A 23,828-nucleotide genomic window follows, 5' to 3' on the forward strand; every position below is an offset into this window, starting at 1 on the left:
GTATGGATTAAATGTTGTCAAGATGCAATTACAAGAGCACCACAAACAGATTGCCCGTTGTTGGCGTGGTTATGGTTGGATAAAAGTCATAAGTGTCTCTCCACCAGTTGCTATACTCGTCGTACCATGTGTGCCAGTGTTGTAACAGCTGGTTTCCTACTGGCTTGGTGGACGTGTTTGCTGCTACTGTAACACTTATGGTATTGCTAACAGAGTTGACCGTCGTATTGCTGACATCGTCGTAAGCAATAAGGTTTACCGGTATCAGCACGGCTGTGGACGTCGTGAACGAGTACGGTTGCGTGCAGGCCACGTCCGAATAGAACTTGAGCGTCATATCCGCATAAGTATAGTAGTCAATGCTTGTTCCGCTCGGGATGTTGGTGTACGAATAGTTGCTGTATTCAAGCCGGGCATAAATGGCGCGCACCCCGGGAACATAGCAGTCTTGAGTAGCCTCGCCCTTGTAGTTGTAGCAGATGGCTTTTATAATGTTGTTGTCCTTGTCCCTCACCACATTTAACCGCCCGTAAGCATCATACTCGTTGTAGGTAATCATGCCCTTAGGGTCTGTAGTGCTTGACACTCCCACCAACGGGTTGTAGGTAAATACGGTTGCTTCTGCGCTTGCCATTGTACGTAACGGCGCTAAGGCGCTACGCAAGTTCGCGTCGGGCATAGGAGCCCCGTTGATCTGATCAATAACGGTCTGGGTCAGTTTATTTATCAAATCCTGATAGGTTGCATTCTTTACCTCTGCTACGGGATATTGCTTATTGTAGCCGTAGATGTAGGACACCGGAGGGCCTCCCGGTTTCTGCTGCTGAAGGACATTACCTTTGTCGTCATAATAAGGTATCAATAAAGCTGCTTTGTAAGCACTGTTTTTTACAAATGCATTGCTGCTAAGCGCTGAGCCACTGCCGAAAGTAGAAAGAGCTACAGGATTGGCTATTTCTAAGCGGTACAGCGTGTCGGGATAAGGCTTGTCTGTGCGGAACTTGCTGACCATGCCGCCAATAAGCCGCTGGTTGGAAACCGCCTTGGTTGACACATTGCGTTGCTGCCTGTAAGTGTACTCTTCAATCGGCGCGTTTATTACGTACAGATCCTGAAGCTTTTTGATGCCTTGCGCGGCGGAGCCTGACGGCGATCCGGCAAAGGTATAATCCTTCGCGTACTTTTTGTTTGTAACTACCTCATCGATAACGTTGGCGGCGTTGCCTGTTGGCGAACTGGTTGATTTGCTAACCTGCGATAACTGGTAATGACTGGGATCATAAGTATAATCTATGGCCGTTTCCGTAAACTTGCTCGCATCATTTATATTGTATAAGCGCTCTGTTTGATGGTTTAACGCGTAAAAATGGGGCCATAGCGTATAAGTGGCATAGGGTGCATTTGTGTAATAGGGTGGGCAGTCGCCAATTGAGATTGATTGGCGCCCGATCTTGTATCCCGTCACAGTGCCTTTCAGCAGACTTGTATAGCCGTACTCTATTGTTTTTGCAGGAACCAATACGCCATTTCTCCATGCCAGGTATTCGGTCTTCAGCTCACTGCCGCGCGTCCAGTCCAGACCTTCCTGCGGTGCAAAGGGAAAGGATCCGCTTGGCGTGCCGTAGGCAATGTAGCTATGTCGCACCTCGCCCATTGCCCCCATATCTTCAACCACGTTCTCATAACCCACAAAACTGCCGTTCGTTGTGGCTAACGGATAGTTGGTAGTACCCTGGGCGGCGACGTAGTAATAAACGCCAGATGGATAGCATCCACCTCCAGTAGTATAAGTATACTTCGTGGCTTCCAATCCGTACCCGTAGGTTGGAAAATTGACCAGTACTCCGCTAGAATTTCCCGCTATAGTCGGATCTTCATATCGGTACTTTTTAACAATCGGTTGACCGCCCCCTCCGGGCCGACTCACCATTTGTTTTATGCGCATTCCGCCTACCGGTTTTTTTCCGCTGGTTGCCGTATTTGGTGTCTTAACCTCGAACCCGGCCTGATAATTAAAAGTGAAGTTTGGCACACATGTGTATTCAAATCGAAGTTTGTACGTTCCGCCCGGCATAAAAAGGTGAAGATTGTAACTGTCCATTGTAAATCCTCCAGCCCAAATCTCGCCATCCTTGATGATGTACATATGGAAATTGTCGCATCCAAGAGCGCTGCTATCGAGCCCTCGCGTTGTCATTTTCACCTCTGCACCCGAAGCCGGGATAGTAAACTCCGGTTCTTCGTAGGGCGAAGGCACGGTCGAATACAGCTGGTTGCGGGAAAAGCCGTAGCTGGTAGTGGTTGTGCTGGTAAAATCAAGAATGGGATCGGCCGACGTGTTGCTTTCGAAAGTGAACTCAGTTTCTCCGCCAGTGGGATAGATTATTTTTTGGAGCATAAAGGCCTTTGCATTGACCGTATCGGCGTTCCTGTCAGCCCCGCTTGTGTTATATTGGCCGAAACTGCCGCCGAAATCATAAGCCTTGAACGCCGGGATAAGGCTGCCGTTGCCTCTACCGTTATAATAACCCCAATGGTCTTTATCCATGGTATTCCTTGACAGGATTTGCACCGCCTCGTTATAGGTAAATGTGTACGCGGGATGGGCTTGAGTGAGATTTTTTTCCGTAACTGATGTTAGTTTGAGGCGTTTCTCGAGATAGGTACCGCCGGTGCCGAAATAGGAATAAGCTAAGTCATACTTCTTTATAAGTTGGCTATTGCCATTGTAGACTTCGATCTGATCAAGGCTTTTGTCCGCCCCGTAAGCGATGTCTTGCCTTGCGTTGTTGTAATTAAGCCTGACATATCCGCCCGAAAAATCAATCCTTGTCAGACGGAAGGTGTGCGTATTTTGCGTCCTGTTGGTAGAGCCAACGTCGTTCAAGCCGCTACCGCTACCGCCGCCGACTAGGAAATATTTCGTCTCCCCGTAATATAGCGTGTTAAGGTATTCTACCGCTTCATACGTGAAGGTGATTTCCTTGGCGCCATCCGCGGAGGTGATCTTTGAAAGATACCATGCCGTGGTTACAGGCCCTGAATCATCCGTGTCCACACTTTCCGGTTTGTCAAAACGATACACCGTGCCTTCTTCGGCGGTGATAGTAAAGCCGGAGCCACTCAATGACTGTATTTTAACGCCCGTAGCAGGGTAGCCGTAGACGTTTCCGGCTTCGTCAAAAAGAAACTTTCCCGACTTCCCATCGAAGTTATAGTAATAAATGTCGGGCTCGCCGTCTCTTGACCCGTTTTCCAGATTTATACTTGTGCTGTTCCTGACGCTCGCATCGCTGCTTTTCAGCAAGGTTGAAACCCTGGTACTGGCGCCCGACACCCATCCCCCGATTTCATCGGGCTTTCCTCTTACCTGTCTGCCGATCATTCCTCCGGCATTCAGCGCCCATCCTATGCCAACGCATGACGCGATCTCCTCCACGCGAACGCCGCCCGCATGGTAGCTTAAGCCAATGGGCACGCTCAAGCCTCCGTCTTTTAGGTCGTATAACGGAATTGAAATGTTGGGGATTCCTGTATACAGGCTGACTGGTATCTCGCCGAATTTACCCAGCGAGGCCGTGGTTGCTGAGGGTGCGACAACCGTTCTGAGATTGTAATTGCCATTCTCGGTTGTACTTTGCGCCGCCGCGCTAAACGCCGCTATGGCAAAAAGAAATATATGGGCTAGTTTTTTCCTGTAAGACATATTCTATTTTCTTGTGATGTCAGTTGTTGTGATGTATTTGGTTTGAATGCGCTGTAGCGACTGTTTGGGTAGACTACTAATCTTGGATTGCAGGGAACTTACTATTTGCTTCAATTCATCAATCTCTTTTTGTTGCTGATTGTCTTTCTCATCTTTTTGTATTAGATACAAAGTCATTTCCTCCACTTTCTTTAAAAGTAGCCTGTTCATTTCGCCAAGGTCAAGTCCGTTGGTATGCACCTCATCTGCGGAGGGCATATCGGGCAAATGCTGGTTCTTGTCGATATAGGTTTTTACTTCAGTAAGTGTTGGCAAATTGTACTCTTTTAGAAATACGAAGTCGGGCCAGCTTCCGTTTGGCTTTACCTTCATAGAGGTGGCAATGGCGCTGCCGTTGACGGCCAATTTGTAGCCTTGCGGCTCGGTGGTGCCTATTCCCACATTACCGCCCTGAAAAGTTAAAACCGGTGCGGGCGCGCCGTTGATATATTGTGTAAATCTATAATCAATTCCCCATGTACTGTTGTGATTCGATAAAGTTAGATCATAATTGGCGATAGAGGGGCCCCAAGTTTGCATGTTGACATTTGTGTATGGGATAGATGCCTTAACGATATGAAGGGGTGCATTTGGTGTAATTGTGCCGATGCCAACGTTGCCGTTGTATAACCATGTCATAGCGTGTTGGTCAGGTATATTAGTTTGATTGGAAGCGCCGTTGACAAAAAGATCTACTTGCGATCCCCAAGCACTCGGACCGCCATGCCCTATTCTGAATTCCGCACTTTCATTGTAAGAATAGTTCGCCGTTCCGATACGCGATATTTTCAAGACGGACGCAGTTGGCGCACTCACGCCAGATGGCTTACTACCACTTAACTGAAATATTTCCAGTGGCGATACGGGATTCGTGGTGCCAATTCCTACATTTCCTGAATTGGTATTATAGATGTTGGATCCCCCTGTCCATTGGGCATAGGAAAATTGCAGCGTGGCAAAGAGCGCGATGAGGCTTAGATAGGTCTTTTTCATTGTGATGCTTTTTAGCGTTAGTTAGTTTTCGCTTTTTCCAGCGCGTTTATGCGCTGATTCTGGAGTTTGTTCTCGACCTGCTGCTCAGACAGTTGTTTGTCTTTCTCAATCAAGTACAGCGTCAGCTCTTCCACCTTCTTAAGCAGCAGCCTGTTCATCTCACCCAAATCAAGGCCGTTCGTATGCACCTCGTCTGCCGAAGGCATATCCGGCAGGTGCTGGTTCTTGTCGATGTAGGTTTTTACTTCCGTAAGGGTCGGCAACCGATAATCTTTCAGGAATACGAAGTCAGGCCAGCTACCGTTAGGCTTTACTTTCATGGATGTTGCTATGGCGCTGCCGTTAACGGCAAGTTTATAGCCTTGTGTATCCGTCGTGCCAATCCCCACGTTACCGTCCAGTGGCTGGAGTACCAATGAACGCGAGGCCCAACTTACGTGAGGCTGTACCGTTTGAATATAACCATTGTTTAAAGTTGAGGCTACCCCCAAAAGTAAGCCTGTACCATTACCGAAATCATTGACACGAACAGCTGATGCATATTGTGGATCTCCATAACCTAAAGAGTTAACAACTATATTTAAAGCGTTAACTGGTGAAGTGGTGCCAATTCCAACATTACCACTTGCAGGGAACGTGTTAGTTTGTGCAAACGAAACTTGCAACGCAGCAAAAAGCGCGATTAAACTTAGGTAAGTTTTTTTCATTGTTATTTATTTAGCTATGATTTAATGATTTTGAATGGTGGTTTTCAACACCGTTTCTAAAGTCTTGATACGATTTTCTTGGTCTGCGTTTTTATTGTGTTCTTCCATTAAATAAAGCGTTAGCTCCTCCACTTTCTTCAGCAGCAGTCTATTCATCTCGCCAAGGTCAAGGCCGTTTTGGTGCACTTCTTCAGCTGAGGGCATATCAGGCAGGTGTTGGTTTTTGTCGATATAGGTTTTTACTTCTGTAAGAGTTGGCAGCTCATACTCTTTCCGAAAAACGAAATCAGGCCAGTTAGCTTGTAGTTTTACTTTCATTGAGGTAGCTACAGCAGGGCCATTAACAGCAAGTTTGTAGCCTTGAGGGTCTGTTGTGCCGATCCCCACATTTCCCGCGAAATAGTTGTTTGTTCCACCTGTGAAGTAAGCAGTAGCGGCATTTGTACCATAACTGTTTACGTAATAATCTACACTTGTTTTGTAGGTATGCGCTGGCCCGTTGGTTTGCTGAAAGGGTAGGGCATGTTGTACGCCATCATAAACTACAGGACTGATATTAACAGGTGAATTAAAGTAATAGGTAGTTGTGCCACCTTTAAGCCATATAATAATCTGAGAGTCGCCGTTAGATGCTGTGGCGTCGGACCAGCCTGCAATGTGAGGCCCCGAGACGCCATTAAATTGGTTTAATTCGGCATTGATAAAATTAGATCCATGCCCCCAATCAGTTGTATGAAAACTAAATTTTGCAATGACAGATCCTCGCCAGCTTGCATCGGTATGAACATTTGATCTTCCAATCTCAATTTCGGTGGCCTTATTGTTACCCCAAGATAAGTCTTGGAAAATTACCGGATAAAACTTGTTAAGATCTCCCTGCACGTTAAAACTACCGGAGTATTGCCCGAAGCATAAATGTGTAGTGATTATTAAAGCAAGGTTTAAAAAAAGCCGTTTCATAGCGTTATTTGGTTAAGGTTTTGATTTTCTTATTTAGTTGATCAATTTGGTATTGCTGAGCTTTTAGCTTGCTATCGGTAGTGTTTTTTTGTTCTATAAGGTACAGAGTCAGTTCCTCCACCTTTTTTAGCAGAAGCCTATTCATCTCACCAAGGTCAAGACCATTGGCATGCACCTCATCAGCCGAGGGTATATCTGGTAGGTGCTGGTTCTTGTCGATATAGGTTTTTACTTCCGTAAGCGTTGGGAGCTTATAGTCTTTCAGGAAAACGAAATCGGGCCAACCCGTTAAATCAACCTTTACAGATCTGCTGTGGATTCCGCCATTTACGGCAAGTTTGTAGCCGTTTGTGTTGGTTGTTCCAATGCCAACATTACCCGAGCCGGTTATGTAGCTGTCCATACCCGCAGTACTATTTACCTGTAAGGCGCCTTGCAGCGTTACTTTATTATTATTTTCCTGAGTCAGCCCGGAAGTGTTGTCGAACAAAAATCCGCTATAGCTCCCCGAACCATTTCCAACCCGCAGTATCCCACCTTCAACATCCAATTTTGCGCCGGGGCTAATCGTCCCGATTCCTACATTGCCGTTAGACTGAATAATCCCTGTTGTACCAGATGCACCATTGCCGAAGTATGTATTGGCTCCGCTGCTAAAGTTCAAGTATATTCCTGCACCCGATGCAGCATTTAACACAAGGTTGCCGTTCCCGCCGCCGGCTGTTGAAGCATTCATACTGAATGATCCGGTATTATGCTGGTATATATTAGACCCGGATGTGCTGTTGTCAAAAAACAGCAGACTACCGCTGGACAACCTTACGTTTCCGGCAATGTCAAGTTTAAATCCCGGTGTTGTTGTTCCAATGCCAACATTACCAGTGTTCGAATTATAAATGTTAGTTCCTGAAGTTGTCCATTGGGCGGAGGCCGACAGCGCTATGCAGAGCGTAATAAGGCTTAGATAGGTTTTTTTCATTGTGATAGTTTAATTAGATGTCATTTCAGGTCTTATTGTTTCTTGTTTTTTAAAGCCGTTTCCAACACGTTAATACGATTTTCTTGCTCAACGTTTTTGCTGTGCTCTTCCATTAGATACAATGTCAGTTCCTCCACCTTCTTTAGCAGCAATCTATTCATTTCTCCAAGATCAAGTCCGTTGGTGTGCACTTCATCCGCAGAGGGCATATCCGGCAGATGCTGATTCTTGTCGATGTAGGTTTTTACTTCGGTTAATGTGGGCAGCTTGTAGTTTTTCAGGAAAACGAAGTCGGGCCAGCTACCGTTGGCCTTCACTTTCATTGAAGTTGCAATAGCACTGCCGTTTACCGCGAACTTGTAGCCTTTGGTGTCGCTTGTGTTAACGCCAACATTGCCTACTCCATCTATAACTATGTCGTCGCCATAATTCCAGGTAATACCGCTACCAGTTCCCTTATCGAATAAGCGCCTGGTACCTAATACCATCTTGCCTATTGCACTTTCATTTGAACTGCTGCCCGCTACCGCGATTATTCTTGCCTGTCCCCAAGGATTGGTCCCGTCGGTATTTGCAGGCACGACAAATTCAAGCGACGCTCCTGACGTGCTGCTTCTACCGCCTGTGGCGGCCTCTACTATAAAGTTGCCGCTGTACTGGTCCGTAGTATTTGCCGAACTGCCGCCACTATAAACATGTAATTTGGTCTGAGGTGTGGTTATACCTACTCCGACATTGCCATTCTCGCCAACTGTCATGTAGCTTCCCCAATTTCCGGCATTGTCAATGTTGCCGAATTGCACATTCCTGTCAGATGCGGCAGATACGTTGGTGCGCAATCGTATCGCGCCGCCGTTACCGACCGGATGGATAAAATACGCCGTTTGGTCGTTTGAAAAGGTTATGTCACCATGAAGTTTCAAATTGCCATTTAAGTCCAGTTTTTCAGCTGGGCTAGCGACGCCAACCCCTACATTTCCAGTGTTTGAACTGTAAATATTGGTTCCGGAAGTTGTCCATTGTGCATAGGAAAATTGCAGCGCGGCAAAAAGCGCGAACAGGCTTAGGGCAGTTTTTTTCATTGTGATATATAGATGCGTTTGTTTGAAAGCAAGCCGCCACGGTAGCTTTTGACCCACCGGCGCGTTACCTTATCAAGATCTGCTACGTAAAGCCGCAGGGACGCAAAGTCCCCGCTATCGTGAACAGGCATAGGTATTTTTAATAGAGGTAATCTAATCTAAGGACTCTTTTTGACAAAACAAAATTTTTTGAAACTGCAAGCACAGGTTCACGGGCGGAGGGATTTCTGTAGTCCAGGACGTACTGATCGCTACGTGAAAATGTTCTGGCTAAAACCACCTGGCTTACCAATCTGGCCGATTAAAAAAGCCGGGCTTCGCCCGGCCGTGTAATCTATTCGCCCCTAGTATTGCTTTATTCGTCTTTTCCGCCTTTGGACTCGTAGCCGCCAGCGCGCCAGACGTAGCTCTCGGCTCTCTCGGCAAACGGCGTAACCCACGGGACGTGGTAGCCGCCCACCACTGTCGTGCCCGTCCTGAATCCCTGGAAGAACCTTCCGCTCAGCGAGTCCATGTGGACGATCTCGGCCGTGAGCGAGTGGAGCAGCATGTTGGCGACCGCCATCCTGCAGCAGGTCAGGTCGCTGTCAGCGCCGTAGAGCAGGCGCGAGCGGTCGATCTTCGCCGCCGCCAGCAGCAGGCGGCCGGAACCGCAGGCCGGGTCGAACACCCTCTGACCCTTCGCTTCGCCGGGGATAGTGCACCGGACCATCAGCTCGCCCAGCGGCTCGGGGGTGAAGTACTGCCCGTTGCGGCCCTTGGAAAGAAGTTCCATGTAGATTTCGCCCAGCGGGTCGCGGAATCCCTCCGCGCCTTCGCCTATGGCCTCAAGCAGGGGAAGCATCCTGGCAGCGTCGGCCGCCGCCAGCGGCTCCCTCGCGGGATGGGTGCTGAAACTGGAAATGAAGTGGTCGAGGAGCGCCGAGAACGCCTCGTGGTGGCTGCCGCCGTTCGCGTACCGTTCGAACAGGGGGACAAGGTTGCTGGTTCGTGCCATGGCTTTTTCGGGAAGTATGGCATGCCGCGGACCCCTTGCAAAGCAAGGCCGGTTTAGGAATATTTTAACTTTTACCGCTACCGCTCCCTGTCGTATCCTTCCCTTTCCCGTTCGGGGTCACGCCGTATTTCTCGGATCGCCCGGATTTCGGCTAGCGCCGTATCTTCCTCGCTTCTCTCAACAGGCAGGTCTTCAAACGCTGTGCCCTCAAGCAGCCGCGAAAAGCGGAATTTTTGCCCCTCGTACTCTATCCCCGTCGGCCTGCCGCCCCGCTCGTAATGGTGGAGTCCCGCTTCCCGGAGCCTTTCCAAGAACGCCCGCTGGCTGGCAGATGAATTTAATATTTCTTGCACCTGCCCCGCGATCTCCTGCTTGCGGTGGGTGTGCCACTGCGCGTGCGTCCTGTATGCTGTGCCCTTGCCGTGCTCCGGATGGCTCTTCGTGAGTTCGGGAAATTTTTCCCTGTGGTATTCCTGAAAACTCGTTTTCAGTTGGTTAAGCTGCGCCCTGTTTAGGCCGAAGGATTTGCCTGTTCTGTAATGGAGCGCCGAAACGCAAAAATGTATGTGGACGTGATCCTTGTCGCGATGCGCCGCTGCTAGCATCACCCCTGTATCTCCTCTCAACCCCATGTATTTAGCAACCAAATTGTCGACCGTTTCCTTGGTGATTGCGGTACCGTCCTCCTCTGCATGGAACGACACGATCTCGTGGAAAAGATAGATTTGGTCGGAACGGGTCTGCCTGCGGAAGGCCTCGTTTTCCATAAACTGCGAAACAAAGGCATCTATGTCGGCACCGCGGAGGTTGTTGGTATAGACTTCCCTTTCATCGCCCTTGCCCTCTTTCAATATGTAGGCGATGAGCGATCGGTACGAAGGTGAATGACGGGAAAGAATTTTAACAATTGCCATGATTACATTTCCCTCGTTCTCACTTCGGTGAAATTATTGCGGTCCTGCATATATTGTTTTAGGTCTTCTTTACCTTTTTTAATAATTTGGGAGACTTCTAAAATTGCAATGTCTCTACATCCTTTATCTATAATTGTGGGAAATATTTCTCGTATATCATCAAAATCCAAAATTTCCTGTTTATAACCTGTTAAAAGATAATTGATGACATCACGACAGGTTTTTTCATCATGATATTTTGCGAATACATAAATGTTATTTAAGTAATAATCCACCCCAAATAATTCATCCAACGTGGGTAATACCCTCGGTATCCGTTCGCGGTATTCAAGCATCCTTTTATAAAATTTCCATTTTAACGGGTAAAATCTTAAACCAAAAAAACATAAACTTTCGGCTGTGTAATTTTCATGCATGTCGATAAGGGCATCTAAAATCTCAAAAATTGTTTCGTCGCTGAAATGCCAATCCTCAACAAATTTCTCTTTTAGAGCCTCTGCAATTAATGCGTTATGGAATGAAAACCAATCATACTTTCTTAGCTTTGGTAAGGACTTTTGCTCCCATGAGATATACCGGGATAGAATCTCTATAGTCGGATTTTCTTTGTTGATGAATTCCAATCTTTTGTACAAAACGGGTTTGTCATTAAAATGGTCACATATTTTTAAGAATATCTGCCATGACATCAAGGGCCTAAAATCACGATTACTCAGGCAAAGCCAAGCCCAGTAATAAACAAACCGAGAAAGTCCGGGATAGGAATCGTTGACAACTTTTAAATCTTCCCTTACCACATTATTCAGTTGATGTATAACTTTTTTGTAGGCTGGTGATTTTGTGTCCTTTGTATGCTTTTTTATTAGCATAAATAAGGAATAGTAAATTGGACTATTTCGCATTCCTGTATTGTGCTTGAAGGACTCATAAGCATCTCTCCACTCCGGATGTATATGAACCAACTTCGCAAAAGTAGCTTCATGGTCGTTCATATTTAAACGCAGCTCGCCGTTTTCAGATAAAAAAGGCAGGTATTCTTTGTTCGTAGAATTGTAATCGCTAATAATGATAGTCAAATTTTCATATTCCAAAAGTGTTTCAAGAAATACACTGTTCTTACCTTCCGCTAACTTCGCTTTTTCCCAATCGTCAATAATCAAAAGCCATTTTTCAGAACTATTAAATTGATTAAAGTCATTATTTTCAAATTTTGCTAAATCACTTACCCATAATATATGGTAGTCATTTAATATTTGGGACGACAATCTCCTTAGAGCAATTGTCTTACCAACGCCGCCCGGGCCTGTCAAAACGAATATCTTACATTCAGCAAAATCTGGTGAAAAATCCTCTACCTTCTCGAGTATTTCTGCATTGATAGACCTAGAAACGTCCCATGAAAAGTTTTGAAAAACCCCAAACCACTGTGCCTTTTTATTTATTTTATTGAGATAAAAATCGAATTTTGAATATTTATGACCATCAAGTATTTGTTTCTTATAGGAATTGTCGATTACAGTTGCCCCATGAAATTCAAATTCGGTGTTGGTTTTTTCATCATTTAAATAAATTAAGAGTTTTGGGTCTCTGCGAATTATCCCTTGTACAAACTGCCTAAAGTCTATTGGTAAAGAAAAACTTTTGTTTAAAAATTCCAGCGTTTCTTCCGCAGCATCAATACTATTTCCTTTAAGCGCCTTCGATATACCTTTCGATACGCTTTCTAATTTTCCTAAATCCACTAGGACATTATGAAATTCCATTTGATGGTTTTTTAGGAAAGCCCTAATGAGTGCGGGAGATTCAACAAACGCCTCAAACGTGCCATAGCCCACGCCGTTCCAAATTTTTGGATTGTCTTTGAGGTAACCTATCACATACCTAACGTAACCAATTCTATTCTTATCTCTAGCCATAATCAGAATTCTGTGGAATTCCACAAGGGGGTATTCGCCAAATAGCTAACGTTGTGCAGGCCAAGGCGGTAAGTGCTAAAGTAAAACTAAAAGTGTTACCTCGCAAGGCCAATTAAACGAGTACAAACCAAGTACAAAAAACCACCCTGTATTTTCGAGACACACGGGTGGGGAGTACTTCAAACACTAGCAAAATGAAAAAGCAACTCCGCGCGCAGTGTACTACTGCCATTTCAGAAAGTCAAGACCGACCTGAATCTATCGCTGATTCTAAAGATGCAGCCCACCAATCCCTTTCTTACCACAACCTAATAACAAATGCATCTTTGTATGAAATCTGGTATCCCGAATGGGAGCATTTTAAAATCCTCAAGACCGAAGCCAGATTTTATCTGTTGGACGAAGGCATAATTGTCTACTCCAGCCCTTCCTATGACGTGGTGAAAATGAGCCTGTTCGAACGGTTTCATTTTTACAAGAAGGACCAGCTTTCATCCCAAGTGTAAATTAGCGAACGGGCCGCATAGCTGCAACCAATTCAGCAGATTACAGCTATTCTGCCTTTCGTCCGAAGTAAAAAATCAAAGAAATTGAAAAAATTCAATGCCCAAACTTTCGCCCCTCACAGCGGACTTAGAAACTGTTGTGAGCAAGACATTACAATCATCTAATGAAGCGGGCTTTGACATCAATTACACATGCATCAATCACCTTAAAATCCAACAAAATGATAGTCCAAATTGAAACACATTACAGTAACGCTTCGGTCGAGGCGTTGCTTAAAAACGGATTCCCCTTGCTAGCAGACAAGGTGAAAACGAATGCAGAGATGTTCGGCAAAAGGAACCTGCCATTTCCCAACGGCGACAAGATGAACTCGTATTTCGAGACTACCTTTCACGAATGCCAAGGGCTGGTTGACGAGGCGAACCGCATCCTACAGTTCCAAACAAAGTGCTTCGAGGTTTCCGAAAATGATGCCCTGATTAACCCGCAGCTGCGGCAACTGGAAAATGACATTGTTGATGCAGAAGGAAAGCTAAGCTCGATAACCACTACGATTGAAAATACGCCGATACTCGCAAACAAAAACGGAAAACGCATAGTGATAGCCGCTTTGCTCATCGTGTGCGGGCTTGATTTCATGCTAAGCAGGTCAATCTTTGAGCAATGGGGATTTGGCTTTTTTGAGTCTTTGATAATCGCGCTCCTCTTTCCGCTGGTCATTGCATTGGCAGCTCATTTGGTGCCCTATCTGATAAGGCTGGGTAGAACTATACAGCAGCAGCGAATAATTGCCGTGGTTGCATTTGTTGCAATGACTGCCGTCTTTACCCTCTTCGCCCTCTCACGAGCCTACATTCAAACCTCCATTCTTCGCGAAAATGGAGATACTTCAACTACAATAGGCGCCTTGCCCTTTATCGTTCTGTCGGACTTTTGCTTTATCGTAGCCGTCCTGAGCCATTTCAGGTATTGGCCCGCGAAGTCGGAGCGTGATGCCCAAGACCGTTACGACACGCTGCTTACAAAGCAAAATCAGCTGGTATACGAAATAAGCGCCTCGAAAGTCCGCCGGTCCGAGTTGGAGGAAAGCAAGCACCGGTTGCGCATGCAAAACAGCGCGATTATCGACTATGGGCAGATGGTCGAGCACCGCATTGCTGACTTTGCGAAGCAGCTCTATTCGCAATGGAAAACCGAGAACCTGAGGCACCGCTCCGATTGCCAACTTATCGACTGCTTCGATCAGGAATTCCCCTTCACGTTCACCTATTACTTTAACCGAAAATCGCAATGAAAAAGCTATTAAAAATCTTGTTTTTTGTTTTGACGGGATTAGCGCAATTACGCTGCTCGTCGTCCCAAAACGGCTTCGAAACCGACCTTTGCGTCCTCATCGACGTTACAGACACCCTCGCACTTTACCCCACCGCAGACGCGATTACAGCGCCTTTGGGGCTGACTAGGAATATCTACCAGGGAGTTCACGTTCGTATAGCCCCGATAAATGACAAGGATATCAATTCGGCGATAGACATTTCTCTGCCATCCCAAGACGAATGGTCGGGCAACCGCGTACTGAGAACGTCGGAGGTGCAGCACTTTAAAACGAGGGTGCAGCAAGCACTGGATCAGGTGAAGGTTGGCGAGCCAATCAGCCACTCGATCATTTTCCGAACGGTAGCCAGGTATGGCAATTCCCTTTCCCGTTCCAATGCCGGCCGGAGAATACTATTAGTATATTCAAATCTTTACGAAAACAGCACCCTATCCCTTTATGGCAAAACAGCCTCTGCGGAATTAGACGGTAAACCTACATCATTACGGCAAGCGCTGGCCAAATCGGTCCAACTGGATAAGCTAGCAGGCATCCAAGTCTGGCTCATGTACTCCCCGAAAGGTTATGACGACAACAACCGCTATGTTGGCGTTGCAGACGCCTACAGGCAGGTTCTCGAAGCGCGAAAGGCATCAGTTTTTGTTGCCAGCTCATTCAGCCCGCAATGAAAGTGGCAGTGCAAATCCTTCGCTTTCTCTGCTACTGCATAATCTTAGTGTTTGAGTACGCGCTTTTGATGCTTTTGGACATCGTTAAAAAAATGAAACATTCCGTTCAATAAATCCAACAAATGAAATCACTATTGACCCCCTTTGATCCCAGCAAGCCCTTTACCGCCGAGTTCGGCAGCATAGGGGACATCGGCTCTTGGTTCAACCATGGCTTCGTAGTGGGACGTTACAAGAAATTGAAAAAACGAGACAGTTACGAGAGCGTCTTGTTAAGCGGAAACACCGGTTCCGGGAAAACGTCGCGATACCTTTTGAAGCAAATCCTTTCCCTGAAAAACTGTAGCCTGCTGGTAAACGACCCCCAATTTGAACTCTGGAAATATGGCAGCGGCTACTTGAAAAGGCACTTCAAGAATATTTACTCCATTAACTTCTCTAATTCCGCCGTATCGGCAGGATACAGCCCCTTTTCGCGGATAAGGAAGCCCAACGACGTGCACAAGCTCGCAAGCCTGCTGATCTCGAATACCCTGCACCAAAGCGGCGATATTTTCTGGTCGCTGGCAAGCATTAACCTGACGCAAGTCCTTATCAGGATTCTGCTATACCAGCCGACGCAGTTCCATAACCTCGCAAACCTTATCCGGATGCTCCATTTCTTCAGTGTCGAGCCGGGAAGGACGGATGCGTGGGTGGCGGAAACGAAGGACGAGAAGCTGATTATCGACTACAAGGGCATAGTCGCCACTCCGGAAAAGACCTTGCAGAACGTGGTCGCTTCCGTAAAGGCGGCGCTACAGGTATTCGACGACCCTGAAATTGCCAAGACGACGGCCTACGACACGATCGACTTCGAAAAGATGCGAACCGAGCCTACGGCCATATTCCTACACAATACGCTTGGAGACCAGAAATACATAAACGTGCTGAACTCGATCCTTTTTGACCAGTTTTACGCATTTGCCTTGGAGAAACTACCGCAGAAGGATGACCTAAGCATTTACGTGCTACTGGAGGAATGCGCTTCCCTTTACATCCCAATGCTGGCTCAGGCGACGGCGACGTGCCGTAAGGCGTTCGTGGGCAACTATCTCGCCGTGCAAAGCCATTCGCAATTAAAGTCGTTTTATAAGGACCAATCCGAGACAATTAAAAGCAATTGCAGAACCAAAATTTGGCTTAGCGGGCAAACTTCGATTGAGGAGTTGCGCGAAATAGAGACGCTGAGCGGCAAGCGCATTTATATAGACGACAAAGGGAGCGAGAAAGTCGTGCCCCTTATTTCCATGGATGCCATACGCACCATGCCGAAAAACAGAAGCCTGATACTGTCGAGCAATTTTCCCCTGATACTCGCCAAGTCGAGCCCGTACTACAGGTCGCTGATTTTCCGCAGAAGGGCGGCTATCCCCCCAGCGGAATTGGAATGCCACATCCCCGACACGCCCATTCCAATGATTAAGTAACGATGAGAATTCGCAGCAAGGCGCTATACCAATATCTACTTCAGGCCGGCGTTCTAAACGGCCCCGAGAAAGCTATTGCCCTTGCCAAAGCGGAATACAGGCGACTATACAAGCGGCGCTGGAAAAAGCAAAACAGGCCGAGGATGGAAATACGGTTTGAAGTGACACTGAAGCAGTTTGACGAATTAAAGGCCAAGGCTACCGCGGCTGAAATGCGCCACACCACCTATTTGAAAGCGATGGCATTGGCGAGCATAGGCGTACCGCCAACGCCCGATCCCCGCTTGTTAGACGTGCTGCAGTCGGTGAGTATGGCTGTGATAGCAATTGAGCGCGACGACCCAACAGCGCATATCTATTCACTGATTATTAAAGCAGAAAACTCCCTTTTGGAGTATCTGCGCACGTAAGATGAGGCAAACCGAAACGAAGTTGGATTATACGCGGACACACGACCTAACGGTTGAGGAAGTGAAGGCCTGTCCGGCGTTTTCCGATCTGACGGATGAGGAGCTGCAATGCGTAATTTCCACCCTTAAAAGTTTTACGGTGATCGTGTTTGAAAGCGATAAAAAATATCAAAAATCTCTTGAATATTTGCAGAGAAAATCGTAGATTATATGCATTAAATCATTATAAATCCGATAGTTATGCATGACTTAGCCGCCTTCTCAGCCTTTGCCAAAGGGCAAGCAACCAAGACCGTTACCAGCTCGAATTGTTTGATCTATACGAGAGTGAGCAGCAAGGAGCAGGCGGATACGAACATGAGCCTGACGACCCAAATGAAAGCGTGCAGCGAGTATGCGGAAAGGCACGGGTACAACGTGCTGAAAAATTTCGGCGGAACGTACGAATCGGCGACGACCGATGACGAAAGGAAGGAATTTACTGCGATGCTTGCTTACATAAAGAAAAGCAAGGAACGCATCAACTTAATTATTACGTATAGCGTGGACAGGTTTTCGAGAAATGCTAATTCGATTTGGCTTATAGGAAGTTTACGTAAGGAAGGTGTGGAAATAGTGTCCGTTACGCAGCCAATTGATACATCCAACCCGTCCGGGCAAATGCAGCAGGCCATATTGGTACTATTTTCGGAGCATGACAATCAAATTCGAAGGCAGCGCTGCATGGCCGGAACGAAAGAGATGCTTCTTCGCGGCGACTGGCCCACGCATCCGGTTTACGGGTATTCCATTCAAAAAATTGACGGGAAACGAACGATAGTGCCGAACCAAACCGCCAAGCTTATCCGGCAAGCTTTTCATTGGAAAGCCTTAGACGGCTTGTCCAATGAAGCGATCCGCGAGAAGCTCAGGGATAACGGCTTCAGCATACCCCACCAGCGGCTTTCGGAAATGCTGAGGAACGTCTTCTACTGCGGGCTAATGAGCCACAAGATGCTTGAGGGTAAGGTAATCAAGGGCAACCACGAGCCATTGATATCGCAGGAGATATTTTTAAAGGCGAACGGGATGTTAGCTAAGAACACGCAAGGGTATTCGATTACGGTTGAAAACGAGAACTTGCCTTTGAAGCGATTTTTACTTTGCGACAAATGCGGCAAGTCGATGAGAGGCTACAAAGTGTTAAAGAAGGGGCTGCACTATTATAAGTGTAATACTCAACAATGCTGCAACAATAGGCGGGCAGATGAGTTACATGATAGGTTCGCTCGGATACTGACACACTTTACCCTCGACGTTCCGGCAGGTGTTTTGAAGCTTATTAAGCAGCAAATGATTGCGACCTTCAACCAGTATACAAAAGACGGCGAAGAGCGATACCAAACCATTAAACAGCAGTACGCTGAACTAGAAAAAAAAATTTACCGTTTGGAGGAAAGATTTATAGAGGAGGAAATTAGCAAAGATCTGTACCATAAATTCAACGACAAGTACTCGGCTGAAAAAGTAGAATTGAACACCGTTCTAGAAAAAGCCAGTCAAAAAGTGTCGAACCTTGAAGAATGTATACAAAAGGCTTTCGATTTTTCCTTAAATCTGCCTTCCCGATGGCTTGAAGCTGATTATTCCACCAAGCAGAAGTTGCAGTACCTCATATTTCCAAATGGTATCTTTTATAACAAGGTTACTGATAGGTGTCGAACCGATAGAGTCAATTCCCTGTTCGGATTTATTGCTCATTTTCAGGCAGTTACAAAAAACAGCAAAAGAGATGCTGTTGATTGCATCTCTTTTGCTCCAGTAGTAGCCCGTAGGGGAATCGAACCCCTGTTGCCAGAATGAAAATCTGATGTCCTAACCCCTAGACGAACGGGCCTTTTTTAAATTTGTTTCCCTTATTTTGGGACTGCAAAGATATACGTTTATACATAATTTAAAAATATTCTTTTAAAAAAATATTTACGGGCTTTTCTCAGGCTAATATCCCACTCTTGGTCAAACAAAAACATTAATCAGATATTATAATCCTATCAAAGTATAAACTACCTTTAATACAATATCTTACCAACAATTATTATGATGCTGAAAAACTATGATGCCATAATTATAGGTGCCGGACAAGCTGGTGTTCCGCTGGCAAAGAGACTTGCCAAAGCCGGTAAAAAGGTAGCACTGATTGAAAAACGCTGGGTTGGCGGCACTTGCGTAAATGATGGCTGTACACCCACCAAAACATGGGTCGCATCAGCTAAGGCCGCCTGGGCTGCTGCAAACAGCGCTCATTTGGGTATAAAAATTAAGAATTATAAGGTTGATTTTGCACTTATCAAAAAGCGGAAAGACGATATAGTGCTCAATGCGCGCAAGGGAATTGAGAAAAGCATGGCTGAAACCCCGGGCTTGGACCTTTTACATGGCGAAGCAACGTTTACCGGAGAGAAAACAATTGCCGTTAAATTAAAGGGTTTGGGAGTTAAACATATTAAGGGCGATTGGATCTTCATCAATACCGGTACAGAAACCTTTATTCCTCATGTTGATGGCCTGTCTAATATAAGCTATCTCACATCCACCAGTATTTTAGAACTGAATAAGATACCAGATCATTTGCTGGTACTGGGTGGTAACTACATTGGGTTGGAGTTTGGTCAAATGTTCCGCCGGTTTGGAAGCAAAGTTACGTTAATAGAAAGGTCACAGCGCCTGCTAAGCAGAGAGGATGAAGACATATCTCTCGCAATGCAAAAGATACTTAGCTTGGAAGAGATTGATATCCAAACTGGATCGGAAGTTGTTAGTTTTAAACAAAAAACCAATGGCAAGATAACGGCTACAGTAAAAAATGCAGAAATAGAGAAAAAGATAAAATGCTCGCATGTTTTGCTGGCTGTGGGGCGCGTTCCAAGAACTCAATCGCTTGGCCTGGAAAAAACAGGAGTGGCAGTAGATGAGAAAGGATTTATAAAAGTAAATGGCAAGTTGGAAACCAATGTGCCGGGCATTTATGCCTTAGGTGATGTGAACGGCGGCTCGGCATTTACGCATATTGCTTATAATGATTACACCATCGTCTATCGCAATTTGATTGAAGGAGCTAAGTATACTACCAAAGACAGACCCTTGCCTTACTGTATGTTTACAGACCCGCAGTTGGGGCGGATAGGTATTAGCGAAGCAGAGGCGGCGAAAAGCGGCCTGGATGTTAAAATAGCGCATTTGCCTATGTCTCGCGTGGCGAGGGCAGTTGAAGTAGGTGATACGCGTGGTTTTATGAAAGCTGTTGTTGATACCAAAACTAAAAAGATATTAGGCGCGGCCGTTTTAGGCGAGGAGGGCGGTGAGATCATGTCGGTGCTGCAAATGGCTATGGAAGGCAATATTACATATGACAGGATCAGGTATTGCGTTTTTGCGCATCCGCTCTATTCCGAGTCGCTGAACAATTTATTCATGACCATTCCAGAGTAGTATCGTTGTGATAAAAGTTGAAAATCTGAGAAGATTATTTGGCACTAAAAAAGCCGTTGATGGAGTTTCGTTTGAGGTTGCCGAACAGGAAACACTTGTTTTATTAGGCACCAGCGGATGCGGCAAAACAACACTGCTTAAAATGATCAACCGCCTTATTGAACCCACTTCGGGCACCATACTGATCAACGGTGAAAATATTCTTAATAAAAACGCGGCAGAACTAAGGCGGGGCATTGGTTATGTATTACAAAACACAGGCTTGTTTCCGCATTATACCATAGCAGAAAATATTGCCGTGGTGCCCCAACTGCTTAAATGGGATAAAAAGAAAACGGAAACCAGGACACATGAACTGTTGGAAAAACTTCACCTTGACAAAAACACCTTAAGCGCTTACCCCAATGAACTAAGCGGCGGGCAGCAACAGCGTGTGGGTTTGGCCCGTGCTTTAGCAGTCAATCCGCCTGTGTTATTAATGGATGAACCTTTCGGGGCTTTAGATACCATAACACGATCGAAAATACAGGCCGAGTTTAAAGACCTTGATGAACTGAAACGCAAAACCATCATTATGGTTACGCACGATGTTCAGGAAGCTTTTGAACTGGGTAACCGCATTTGTTTGATGGATAAAGGGAGCATAGTTCAGTTAGGTTCTAAGACTGATCTGCTCTTTAAGCCCGCCAATAAATTTGCACTTGATTTTTTAAAAGAGCAACGCTTGCTGCTTGAATTTAAAACGGTTAAACCCCCGCCTCCACCCGCAGGGGGCGTTTTTGAATTGGACGGAGTTGTATTGCCATCAGACGCCAATTTATGGCTTTTAATGGACCAATTAAAGTTTACTAATACTGACCATATATCAATATTAGATAGCGAAGGTAAAAAGATTGGAAAATTGGGATATGAAGAGCTGATGAGCACTTTTTACCAGCATAAAAAAATTCACCGCCATGAATGAAGCACAACAAACATTATGGCAATTTATGCAGCAACAGGCCGATAAACTGCTGGCCCAAACATTGCAGCATATTGGTCTTACTTTTATCTCGCTAATTTTAGCCGTAATAATAGGTTTGCCGTTGGGGATTTTTATCAGCCGTAGAAAACAATTTGCCGGTACAATATTAGGCTTTGCCGGAGTAATGCAAACTATCCCGAGCATAGCTTTGCTTGGGTTTTTAATACCGGTGTTGGGCATTGGGGCAAAGCCCGCCATTGTAGCGCTTTTTTTATATGCGCTATTACCCATTATCCGGAATACCTATACCGGCATTACCGGTGTAAGTGCCGATGTGCGTGAGGCCGCCGTAGCTATGGGCATGAGCACTACACAAGTATTGACCAAAGTAGAGTTGCCGCTGGCTATGCCAGTAATATTGGCCGGTATCAGAACAGCAACGGTAATTAATGTAGGAGTTGCCACGCTCGCCTCTTATATTGCAGCGGGTGGTTTAGGCGAATTCATATTCGGTGGCATATCACTTAACAATACCAACATGATATTGGCAGGCGCTATTCCCGCTGCTTTGCTGGCTATTTTGTTTGATCAATTGCTTGCGTTGGTGCAAAATGTCAACCTTAAAAAAGTGAAGGTAGTAACCGTCGCAGCACCGGTATTAGTTTTACTGCTATCATCATTTTATTTTTTACCATCTGCTTACGGGGGCAAGCTTACCGCTGGTTTTACACCCGAGTTTATGGGCCGGCAAGACGGTAATTTGGGGCTGCAAAGCCGTTATGGGCTAAAAATACATACCATTGTTATAAGTGACGCAGTGATGTATAAGGCTGCTTTTGAAAAAGAGCTTGATGTAATAAGTGGCTACTCTACAGACGGCCGCCTGAAAGCATTTGACCTTGTTACTTTGGTTGATGATAAGAAAATATTTCCGCCGTATTATGCTGCGCCTATAGTGAGCGACGAGGCGTTGAATAGATTTCCTGACCTTGAACAGACATTAAATCTGCTTTCGGGCAAAATAAATGATAGCCTGATGACGGATTTAAATTACCGCACAGACTATCTTCACCAAAGCCCCGAACGGGTTGCAAAAGATTTTTTAGTAGCAAATAAATTATGGAGACCTGCCCGCAATGGCAATGCCGGACAGGTGCGCATAGGCTCAAAAATATTTGGAGAACAATACATTTTGGCAAATATGTATGCTATGCTGATTGAAGGCTATACTGATTACTCGGTAGCAACAAAAACAGGTTTGGGCGGCACTAAAATATGTTTTGACGCGCTTACCAATAACCAGATAGACCTTTATCCGGAGTATACAGGTACAGGGTTATTAACCATTTTACAAGCGCCAAAAAATGCCGTTGATGCCCTCGGCGGTGATAAGAATAAAACATACAATTATGTAAAAGCCGGGTTTGCCAAACAGTATCATATTAAGTGGCTACAACCAATTGGGTTTAATAATGCCTACGCTTTAATGATGCGGCAAAAACAAGCAGCAGCGTTAGGTGTTAAAACTATATCAAATTTGAAGCACTATCTGGACAAGAAATAAATGAAATTAACAGACCGCTACCTTAAAACACGTAAACTAACAGCAGCCATTTGCAGCCACCTGCAAACGGAGGATTATGTGGTGCAGCCTGTAGGGGATGTTAGTCCGCCTAAATGGCATTTGGGCCATACCACATGGTTTTTTGAAACCTTTATTTTAAAGCCCTATTTTATGGGCTACCAGGAGTTTAGTCCGGAATATAACTACGTGTTCAACAGTTACTATGAAACCGTCGGAAACAGGGTAATTCGCACAGATAGGGGTAACCTTAGCCGCCCTACTGTTATTGATATCTTTCGTTACCGCGAATATGTGGATGAGGCAATGGTGAATTTTCTTTGTCATGAACCATCTGCCGATGTAAAAGAATTGCTCATGCTGGGATTTAATCATGAAGAACAGCACCAGGAACTGCTATACACCGATATCAAATATATTTTAGGGCATAACCCGCTTTTTCCGGCCTATGATAAAAGCTACCTATCGCCTAAAGTTGAGGTGGTCAATGCTGATTTTATCAACATGGCCGAGGGCGTGTACGAGATAGGTTTTACAGGCGATGGATTTTGTTTTGATAATGAGTTGAACCGGCATAAGGTGTACCTTAACAGCTATCAAATAAGCCCCAATCTGGTAACCAATGCGGAATATCTGGAGTTTATTAATGCTGATGGTTACCATGATTTTCGCTACTGGCACGCCGAGGGTTGGGACTGGGTGAAAAATAATAAAATCGAAGCGCCGCTCTACTGGCATTTAATTGATGGCGAATGGCACAATTATACGTATCGCGGATTGGAGCTGCTCAATCTGAAAGAGCCTGTCTGCCATATCAGCTTTTTTGAAGCCTATGCCTATGCATCATGGAAGGGCCTGCGCCTGCCCACTGAATTTGAATGGGAAGCCGCGGCAGATCAATTTAAATGGGGTAAAAGCTGGGAGTGGACAGAGAGTTCTTACCTGCCTTATCCCGGATTTACTAAAGCTCCGGGTGCAATAGGCGAGTACAATGGCAAGTTTATGGTGAACCAAAAGGTGCTGCGTGGCGCATCAGAGGTGACATCGCCGGGGCATAGCCGTGCTACCTACCGCAACTTTTTTCAAACCAATTTACGCTGGCAGTTTACAGGGATCCGCCTGGCCAGGTAA

Annotated in this window: 21 protein-coding genes and 1 tRNA gene; 11 read left to right on the forward strand and 11 right to left on the reverse strand. The window is 45.7% G+C overall.

All coding sequences use genetic code 11. The features are described from left to right. Nucleotides 1-28 precede the first annotated feature (28 nt). The 10 genes from ACVW2L_RS18895 to ACVW2L_RS18940 all read right to left on the reverse strand — a co-directional run bounded on the left by ACVW2L_RS18895 (nt 29) and on the right by ACVW2L_RS18940 (nt 12,293). Nucleotides 29-3,706: a hypothetical protein gene (locus tag ACVW2L_RS18895; RefSeq protein WP_457129506.1), complete on the reverse strand. Its 3,678-nt coding sequence runs from the start codon at nt 3,704-3,706 to the stop codon at nt 29-31. 3 nt (nt 3,707-3,709) lie between these two features. Continuing rightward, entirely contained in the window at nt 3,710-4,738 is a 1,029-nt protein-coding gene (locus ACVW2L_RS18900; protein WP_457129507.1) for a hypothetical protein, read from the reverse strand. Nucleotides 4,739-4,755: 17 nt separating this feature from the next. Next, nucleotides 4,756-5,445, reverse strand: a complete 690-nt coding sequence (locus ACVW2L_RS18905; RefSeq protein WP_457129508.1) for a hypothetical protein — start codon at nt 5,443-5,445, stop codon at nt 4,756-4,758. 21 nt (nt 5,446-5,466) lie between these two features. Continuing rightward, nucleotides 5,467-6,405, reverse strand: a complete 939-nt coding sequence (locus ACVW2L_RS18910; protein WP_457129509.1) for a hypothetical protein — start codon at nt 6,403-6,405, stop codon at nt 5,467-5,469. Nucleotides 6,406-6,409: 4 nt separating this feature from the next. Beyond that, nucleotides 6,410-7,384: a hypothetical protein gene (locus ACVW2L_RS18915; protein ID WP_457129510.1), complete on the reverse strand. Its 975-nt coding sequence runs from the start codon at nt 7,382-7,384 to the stop codon at nt 6,410-6,412. 32 nt (nt 7,385-7,416) lie between these two features. Further along, on the reverse strand, nt 7,417-8,466 hold the full coding sequence (locus tag ACVW2L_RS18920) for a hypothetical protein (RefSeq protein WP_457129511.1): 1,050 nt from the start codon (nt 8,464-8,466) through the stop codon (nt 7,417-7,419). Beyond that, nucleotides 8,463-8,597 (reverse strand): hypothetical protein, encoded by a 135-nt coding sequence (locus ACVW2L_RS18925; protein ID WP_457129512.1) that lies wholly within the window; start codon nt 8,595-8,597, stop codon nt 8,463-8,465. The genes ACVW2L_RS18920 and ACVW2L_RS18925 overlap by 4 nt, the downstream gene beginning before the upstream one ends. Before the next feature lie 224 nt (nt 8,598-8,821). Further along, complete coding sequence (locus ACVW2L_RS18930; protein ID WP_457129513.1) at nt 8,822-9,463, reverse strand: HsdM family class I SAM-dependent methyltransferase; 642 nt, start codon at nt 9,461-9,463, stop codon at nt 8,822-8,824. 77 nt (nt 9,464-9,540) lie between these two features. Beyond that, nucleotides 9,541-10,377: a relaxase/mobilization nuclease domain-containing protein gene (locus ACVW2L_RS18935; protein WP_457129514.1), complete on the reverse strand. Its 837-nt coding sequence runs from the start codon at nt 10,375-10,377 to the stop codon at nt 9,541-9,543. 2 nt (nt 10,378-10,379) lie between these two features. Beyond that, a complete protein-coding gene (locus tag ACVW2L_RS18940) occupies nt 10,380-12,293 on the reverse strand; it encodes a P-loop NTPase (protein WP_457129515.1) in 1,914 nt (637 codons plus the stop codon). Between the two features lie 194 nt (nt 12,294-12,487). Between ACVW2L_RS18940 and ACVW2L_RS18945 the strand changes: the two genes are divergently transcribed. The 7 genes from ACVW2L_RS18945 (at nt 12,488) to ACVW2L_RS18975 (ending at nt 18,525) form a co-directional block, all read left to right on the forward strand. Continuing rightward, a complete protein-coding gene (locus ACVW2L_RS18945; protein ID WP_457129516.1) occupies nt 12,488-12,799 on the forward strand; it encodes a hypothetical protein in 312 nt (103 codons plus the stop codon). 221 nt (nt 12,800-13,020) lie between these two features. Then, on the forward strand, nt 13,021-14,094 hold the full coding sequence (locus tag ACVW2L_RS18950) for a hypothetical protein (RefSeq protein WP_457129517.1): 1,074 nt from the start codon (nt 13,021-13,023) through the stop codon (nt 14,092-14,094). A gap of 155 nt (nt 14,095-14,249) precedes the next feature. Further along, a complete protein-coding gene (locus ACVW2L_RS18955) occupies nt 14,250-14,804 on the forward strand; it encodes a hypothetical protein (RefSeq protein ID WP_457129518.1) in 555 nt (184 codons plus the stop codon). 122 nt (nt 14,805-14,926) lie between these two features. Next, the gene (locus ACVW2L_RS18960; protein ID WP_457129519.1) at nt 14,927-16,273 is read left to right on the forward strand and encodes a type IV secretory system conjugative DNA transfer family protein; all 1,347 of its coding nucleotides are present in this window, start codon (nt 14,927-14,929) and stop codon (nt 16,271-16,273) included. A gap of 2 nt (nt 16,274-16,275) precedes the next feature. Next, nucleotides 16,276-16,683, forward strand: a complete 408-nt coding sequence (locus tag ACVW2L_RS18965; RefSeq protein ID WP_457129520.1) for a hypothetical protein — start codon at nt 16,276-16,278, stop codon at nt 16,681-16,683. A 1-nt stretch (nt 16,684) separates the two neighbouring features. Then, complete coding sequence (locus tag ACVW2L_RS18970; RefSeq protein WP_457129521.1) at nt 16,685-16,888, forward strand: hypothetical protein; 204 nt, start codon at nt 16,685-16,687, stop codon at nt 16,886-16,888. Nucleotides 16,889-16,923: 35 nt separating this feature from the next. Beyond that, nucleotides 16,924-18,525: a recombinase family protein gene (locus ACVW2L_RS18975; protein ID WP_457130216.1), complete on the forward strand. Its 1,602-nt coding sequence runs from the start codon at nt 16,924-16,926 to the stop codon at nt 18,523-18,525. Here the strand turns inward: ACVW2L_RS18975 and ACVW2L_RS18980 are convergent. After that, nucleotides 18,488-18,559, reverse strand: a tRNA-Glu gene (locus ACVW2L_RS18980). The genes ACVW2L_RS18975 and ACVW2L_RS18980 overlap by 38 nt on opposite strands. Nucleotides 18,560-18,759: 200 nt before the next feature. On the opposite strand from ACVW2L_RS18980, the gene ACVW2L_RS18985 reads away from it, so the two are divergent. From ACVW2L_RS18985 to egtB, 4 genes are read left to right on the forward strand one after another with little or no spacing between them, the layout of a single operon-like run. Next, entirely contained in the window at nt 18,760-20,151 is a 1,392-nt protein-coding gene (locus tag ACVW2L_RS18985; protein ID WP_457129522.1) for a mercuric reductase, read from the forward strand. Nucleotides 20,152-20,158: 7 nt separating this feature from the next. Then, entirely contained in the window at nt 20,159-21,115 is a 957-nt protein-coding gene (locus ACVW2L_RS18990) for an ABC transporter ATP-binding protein (protein WP_457129523.1), read from the forward strand. Beyond that, nucleotides 21,108-22,679 carry an ABC transporter permease/substrate-binding protein gene (locus ACVW2L_RS18995; protein ID WP_457129524.1) on the forward strand — a complete coding sequence of 524 codons (1,572 nt, stop codon included), beginning with the start codon at nt 21,108-21,110 and terminating at the stop codon, nt 22,677-22,679. Before ACVW2L_RS18990 ends, ACVW2L_RS18995 begins: the two co-directional genes overlap by 8 nt. Further along, nucleotides 22,680-23,828: an ergothioneine biosynthesis protein EgtB gene (gene egtB, locus ACVW2L_RS19000; RefSeq protein ID WP_457129525.1), complete on the forward strand. Its 1,149-nt coding sequence runs from the start codon at nt 22,680-22,682 to the stop codon at nt 23,826-23,828. It abuts the gene before it with no gap.

The sequence above is a fragment of the Mucilaginibacter sp. HD30 genome (assembly GCF_054061755.1).

What these genes read in the sequence shown, in the direction of transcription:
- ACVW2L_RS18895 (WP_457129506.1), bottom strand. Translation starts at nt 3,706, where the DNA reads ATGTCTTACAGGAAAAAACTAGCCCATATATTTCTTTTTGCCATAGCG.
- ACVW2L_RS18900 (WP_457129507.1), bottom strand. Translation starts at nt 4,738, where the DNA reads ATGAAAAAGACCTATCTAAGCCTCATCGCGCTCTTTGCCACGCTGCAA.
- ACVW2L_RS18905 (WP_457129508.1), bottom strand. Translation starts at nt 5,445, where the DNA reads ATGAAAAAAACTTACCTAAGTTTAATCGCGCTTTTTGCTGCGTTGCAA.
- ACVW2L_RS18910 (WP_457129509.1), bottom strand. Translation starts at nt 6,405, where the DNA reads ATGAAACGGCTTTTTTTAAACCTTGCTTTAATAATCACTACACATTTA.
- ACVW2L_RS18915 (WP_457129510.1), bottom strand. Translation starts at nt 7,384, where the DNA reads ATGAAAAAAACCTATCTAAGCCTTATTACGCTCTGCATAGCGCTGTCG.
- ACVW2L_RS18920 (WP_457129511.1), bottom strand. Translation starts at nt 8,466, where the DNA reads ATGAAAAAAACTGCCCTAAGCCTGTTCGCGCTTTTTGCCGCGCTGCAA.
- ACVW2L_RS18925 (WP_457129512.1), bottom strand. Translation starts at nt 8,597, where the DNA reads ATGCCTGTTCACGATAGCGGGGACTTTGCGTCCCTGCGGCTTTACGTA.
- ACVW2L_RS18930 (WP_457129513.1), bottom strand. Translation starts at nt 9,463, where the DNA reads ATGGCACGAACCAGCAACCTTGTCCCCCTGTTCGAACGGTACGCGAAC.
- ACVW2L_RS18935 (WP_457129514.1), bottom strand. Translation starts at nt 10,377, where the DNA reads ATGGCAATTGTTAAAATTCTTTCCCGTCATTCACCTTCGTACCGATCG.
- ACVW2L_RS18940 (WP_457129515.1), bottom strand. Translation starts at nt 12,293, where the DNA reads ATGGCTAGAGATAAGAATAGAATTGGTTACGTTAGGTATGTGATAGGT.
- ACVW2L_RS18945 (WP_457129516.1), top strand. Translation starts at nt 12,488, where the DNA reads ATGAAAAAGCAACTCCGCGCGCAGTGTACTACTGCCATTTCAGAAAGT.
- ACVW2L_RS18950 (WP_457129517.1), top strand. Translation starts at nt 13,021, where the DNA reads ATGATAGTCCAAATTGAAACACATTACAGTAACGCTTCGGTCGAGGCG.
- ACVW2L_RS18960 (WP_457129519.1), top strand. Translation starts at nt 14,927, where the DNA reads ATGAAATCACTATTGACCCCCTTTGATCCCAGCAAGCCCTTTACCGCC.
- ACVW2L_RS18965 (WP_457129520.1), top strand. Translation starts at nt 16,276, where the DNA reads ATGAGAATTCGCAGCAAGGCGCTATACCAATATCTACTTCAGGCCGGC.
- ACVW2L_RS18970 (WP_457129521.1), top strand. Translation starts at nt 16,685, where the DNA reads ATGAGGCAAACCGAAACGAAGTTGGATTATACGCGGACACACGACCTA.
- ACVW2L_RS18975 (WP_457130216.1), top strand. Translation starts at nt 16,924, where the DNA reads ATGCATGACTTAGCCGCCTTCTCAGCCTTTGCCAAAGGGCAAGCAACC.
- ACVW2L_RS18985 (WP_457129522.1), top strand. Translation starts at nt 18,760, where the DNA reads ATGATGCTGAAAAACTATGATGCCATAATTATAGGTGCCGGACAAGCT.
- ACVW2L_RS18995 (WP_457129524.1), top strand. Translation starts at nt 21,108, where the DNA reads ATGAATGAAGCACAACAAACATTATGGCAATTTATGCAGCAACAGGCC.
- egtB (WP_457129525.1), top strand. Translation starts at nt 22,680, where the DNA reads ATGAAATTAACAGACCGCTACCTTAAAACACGTAAACTAACAGCAGCC.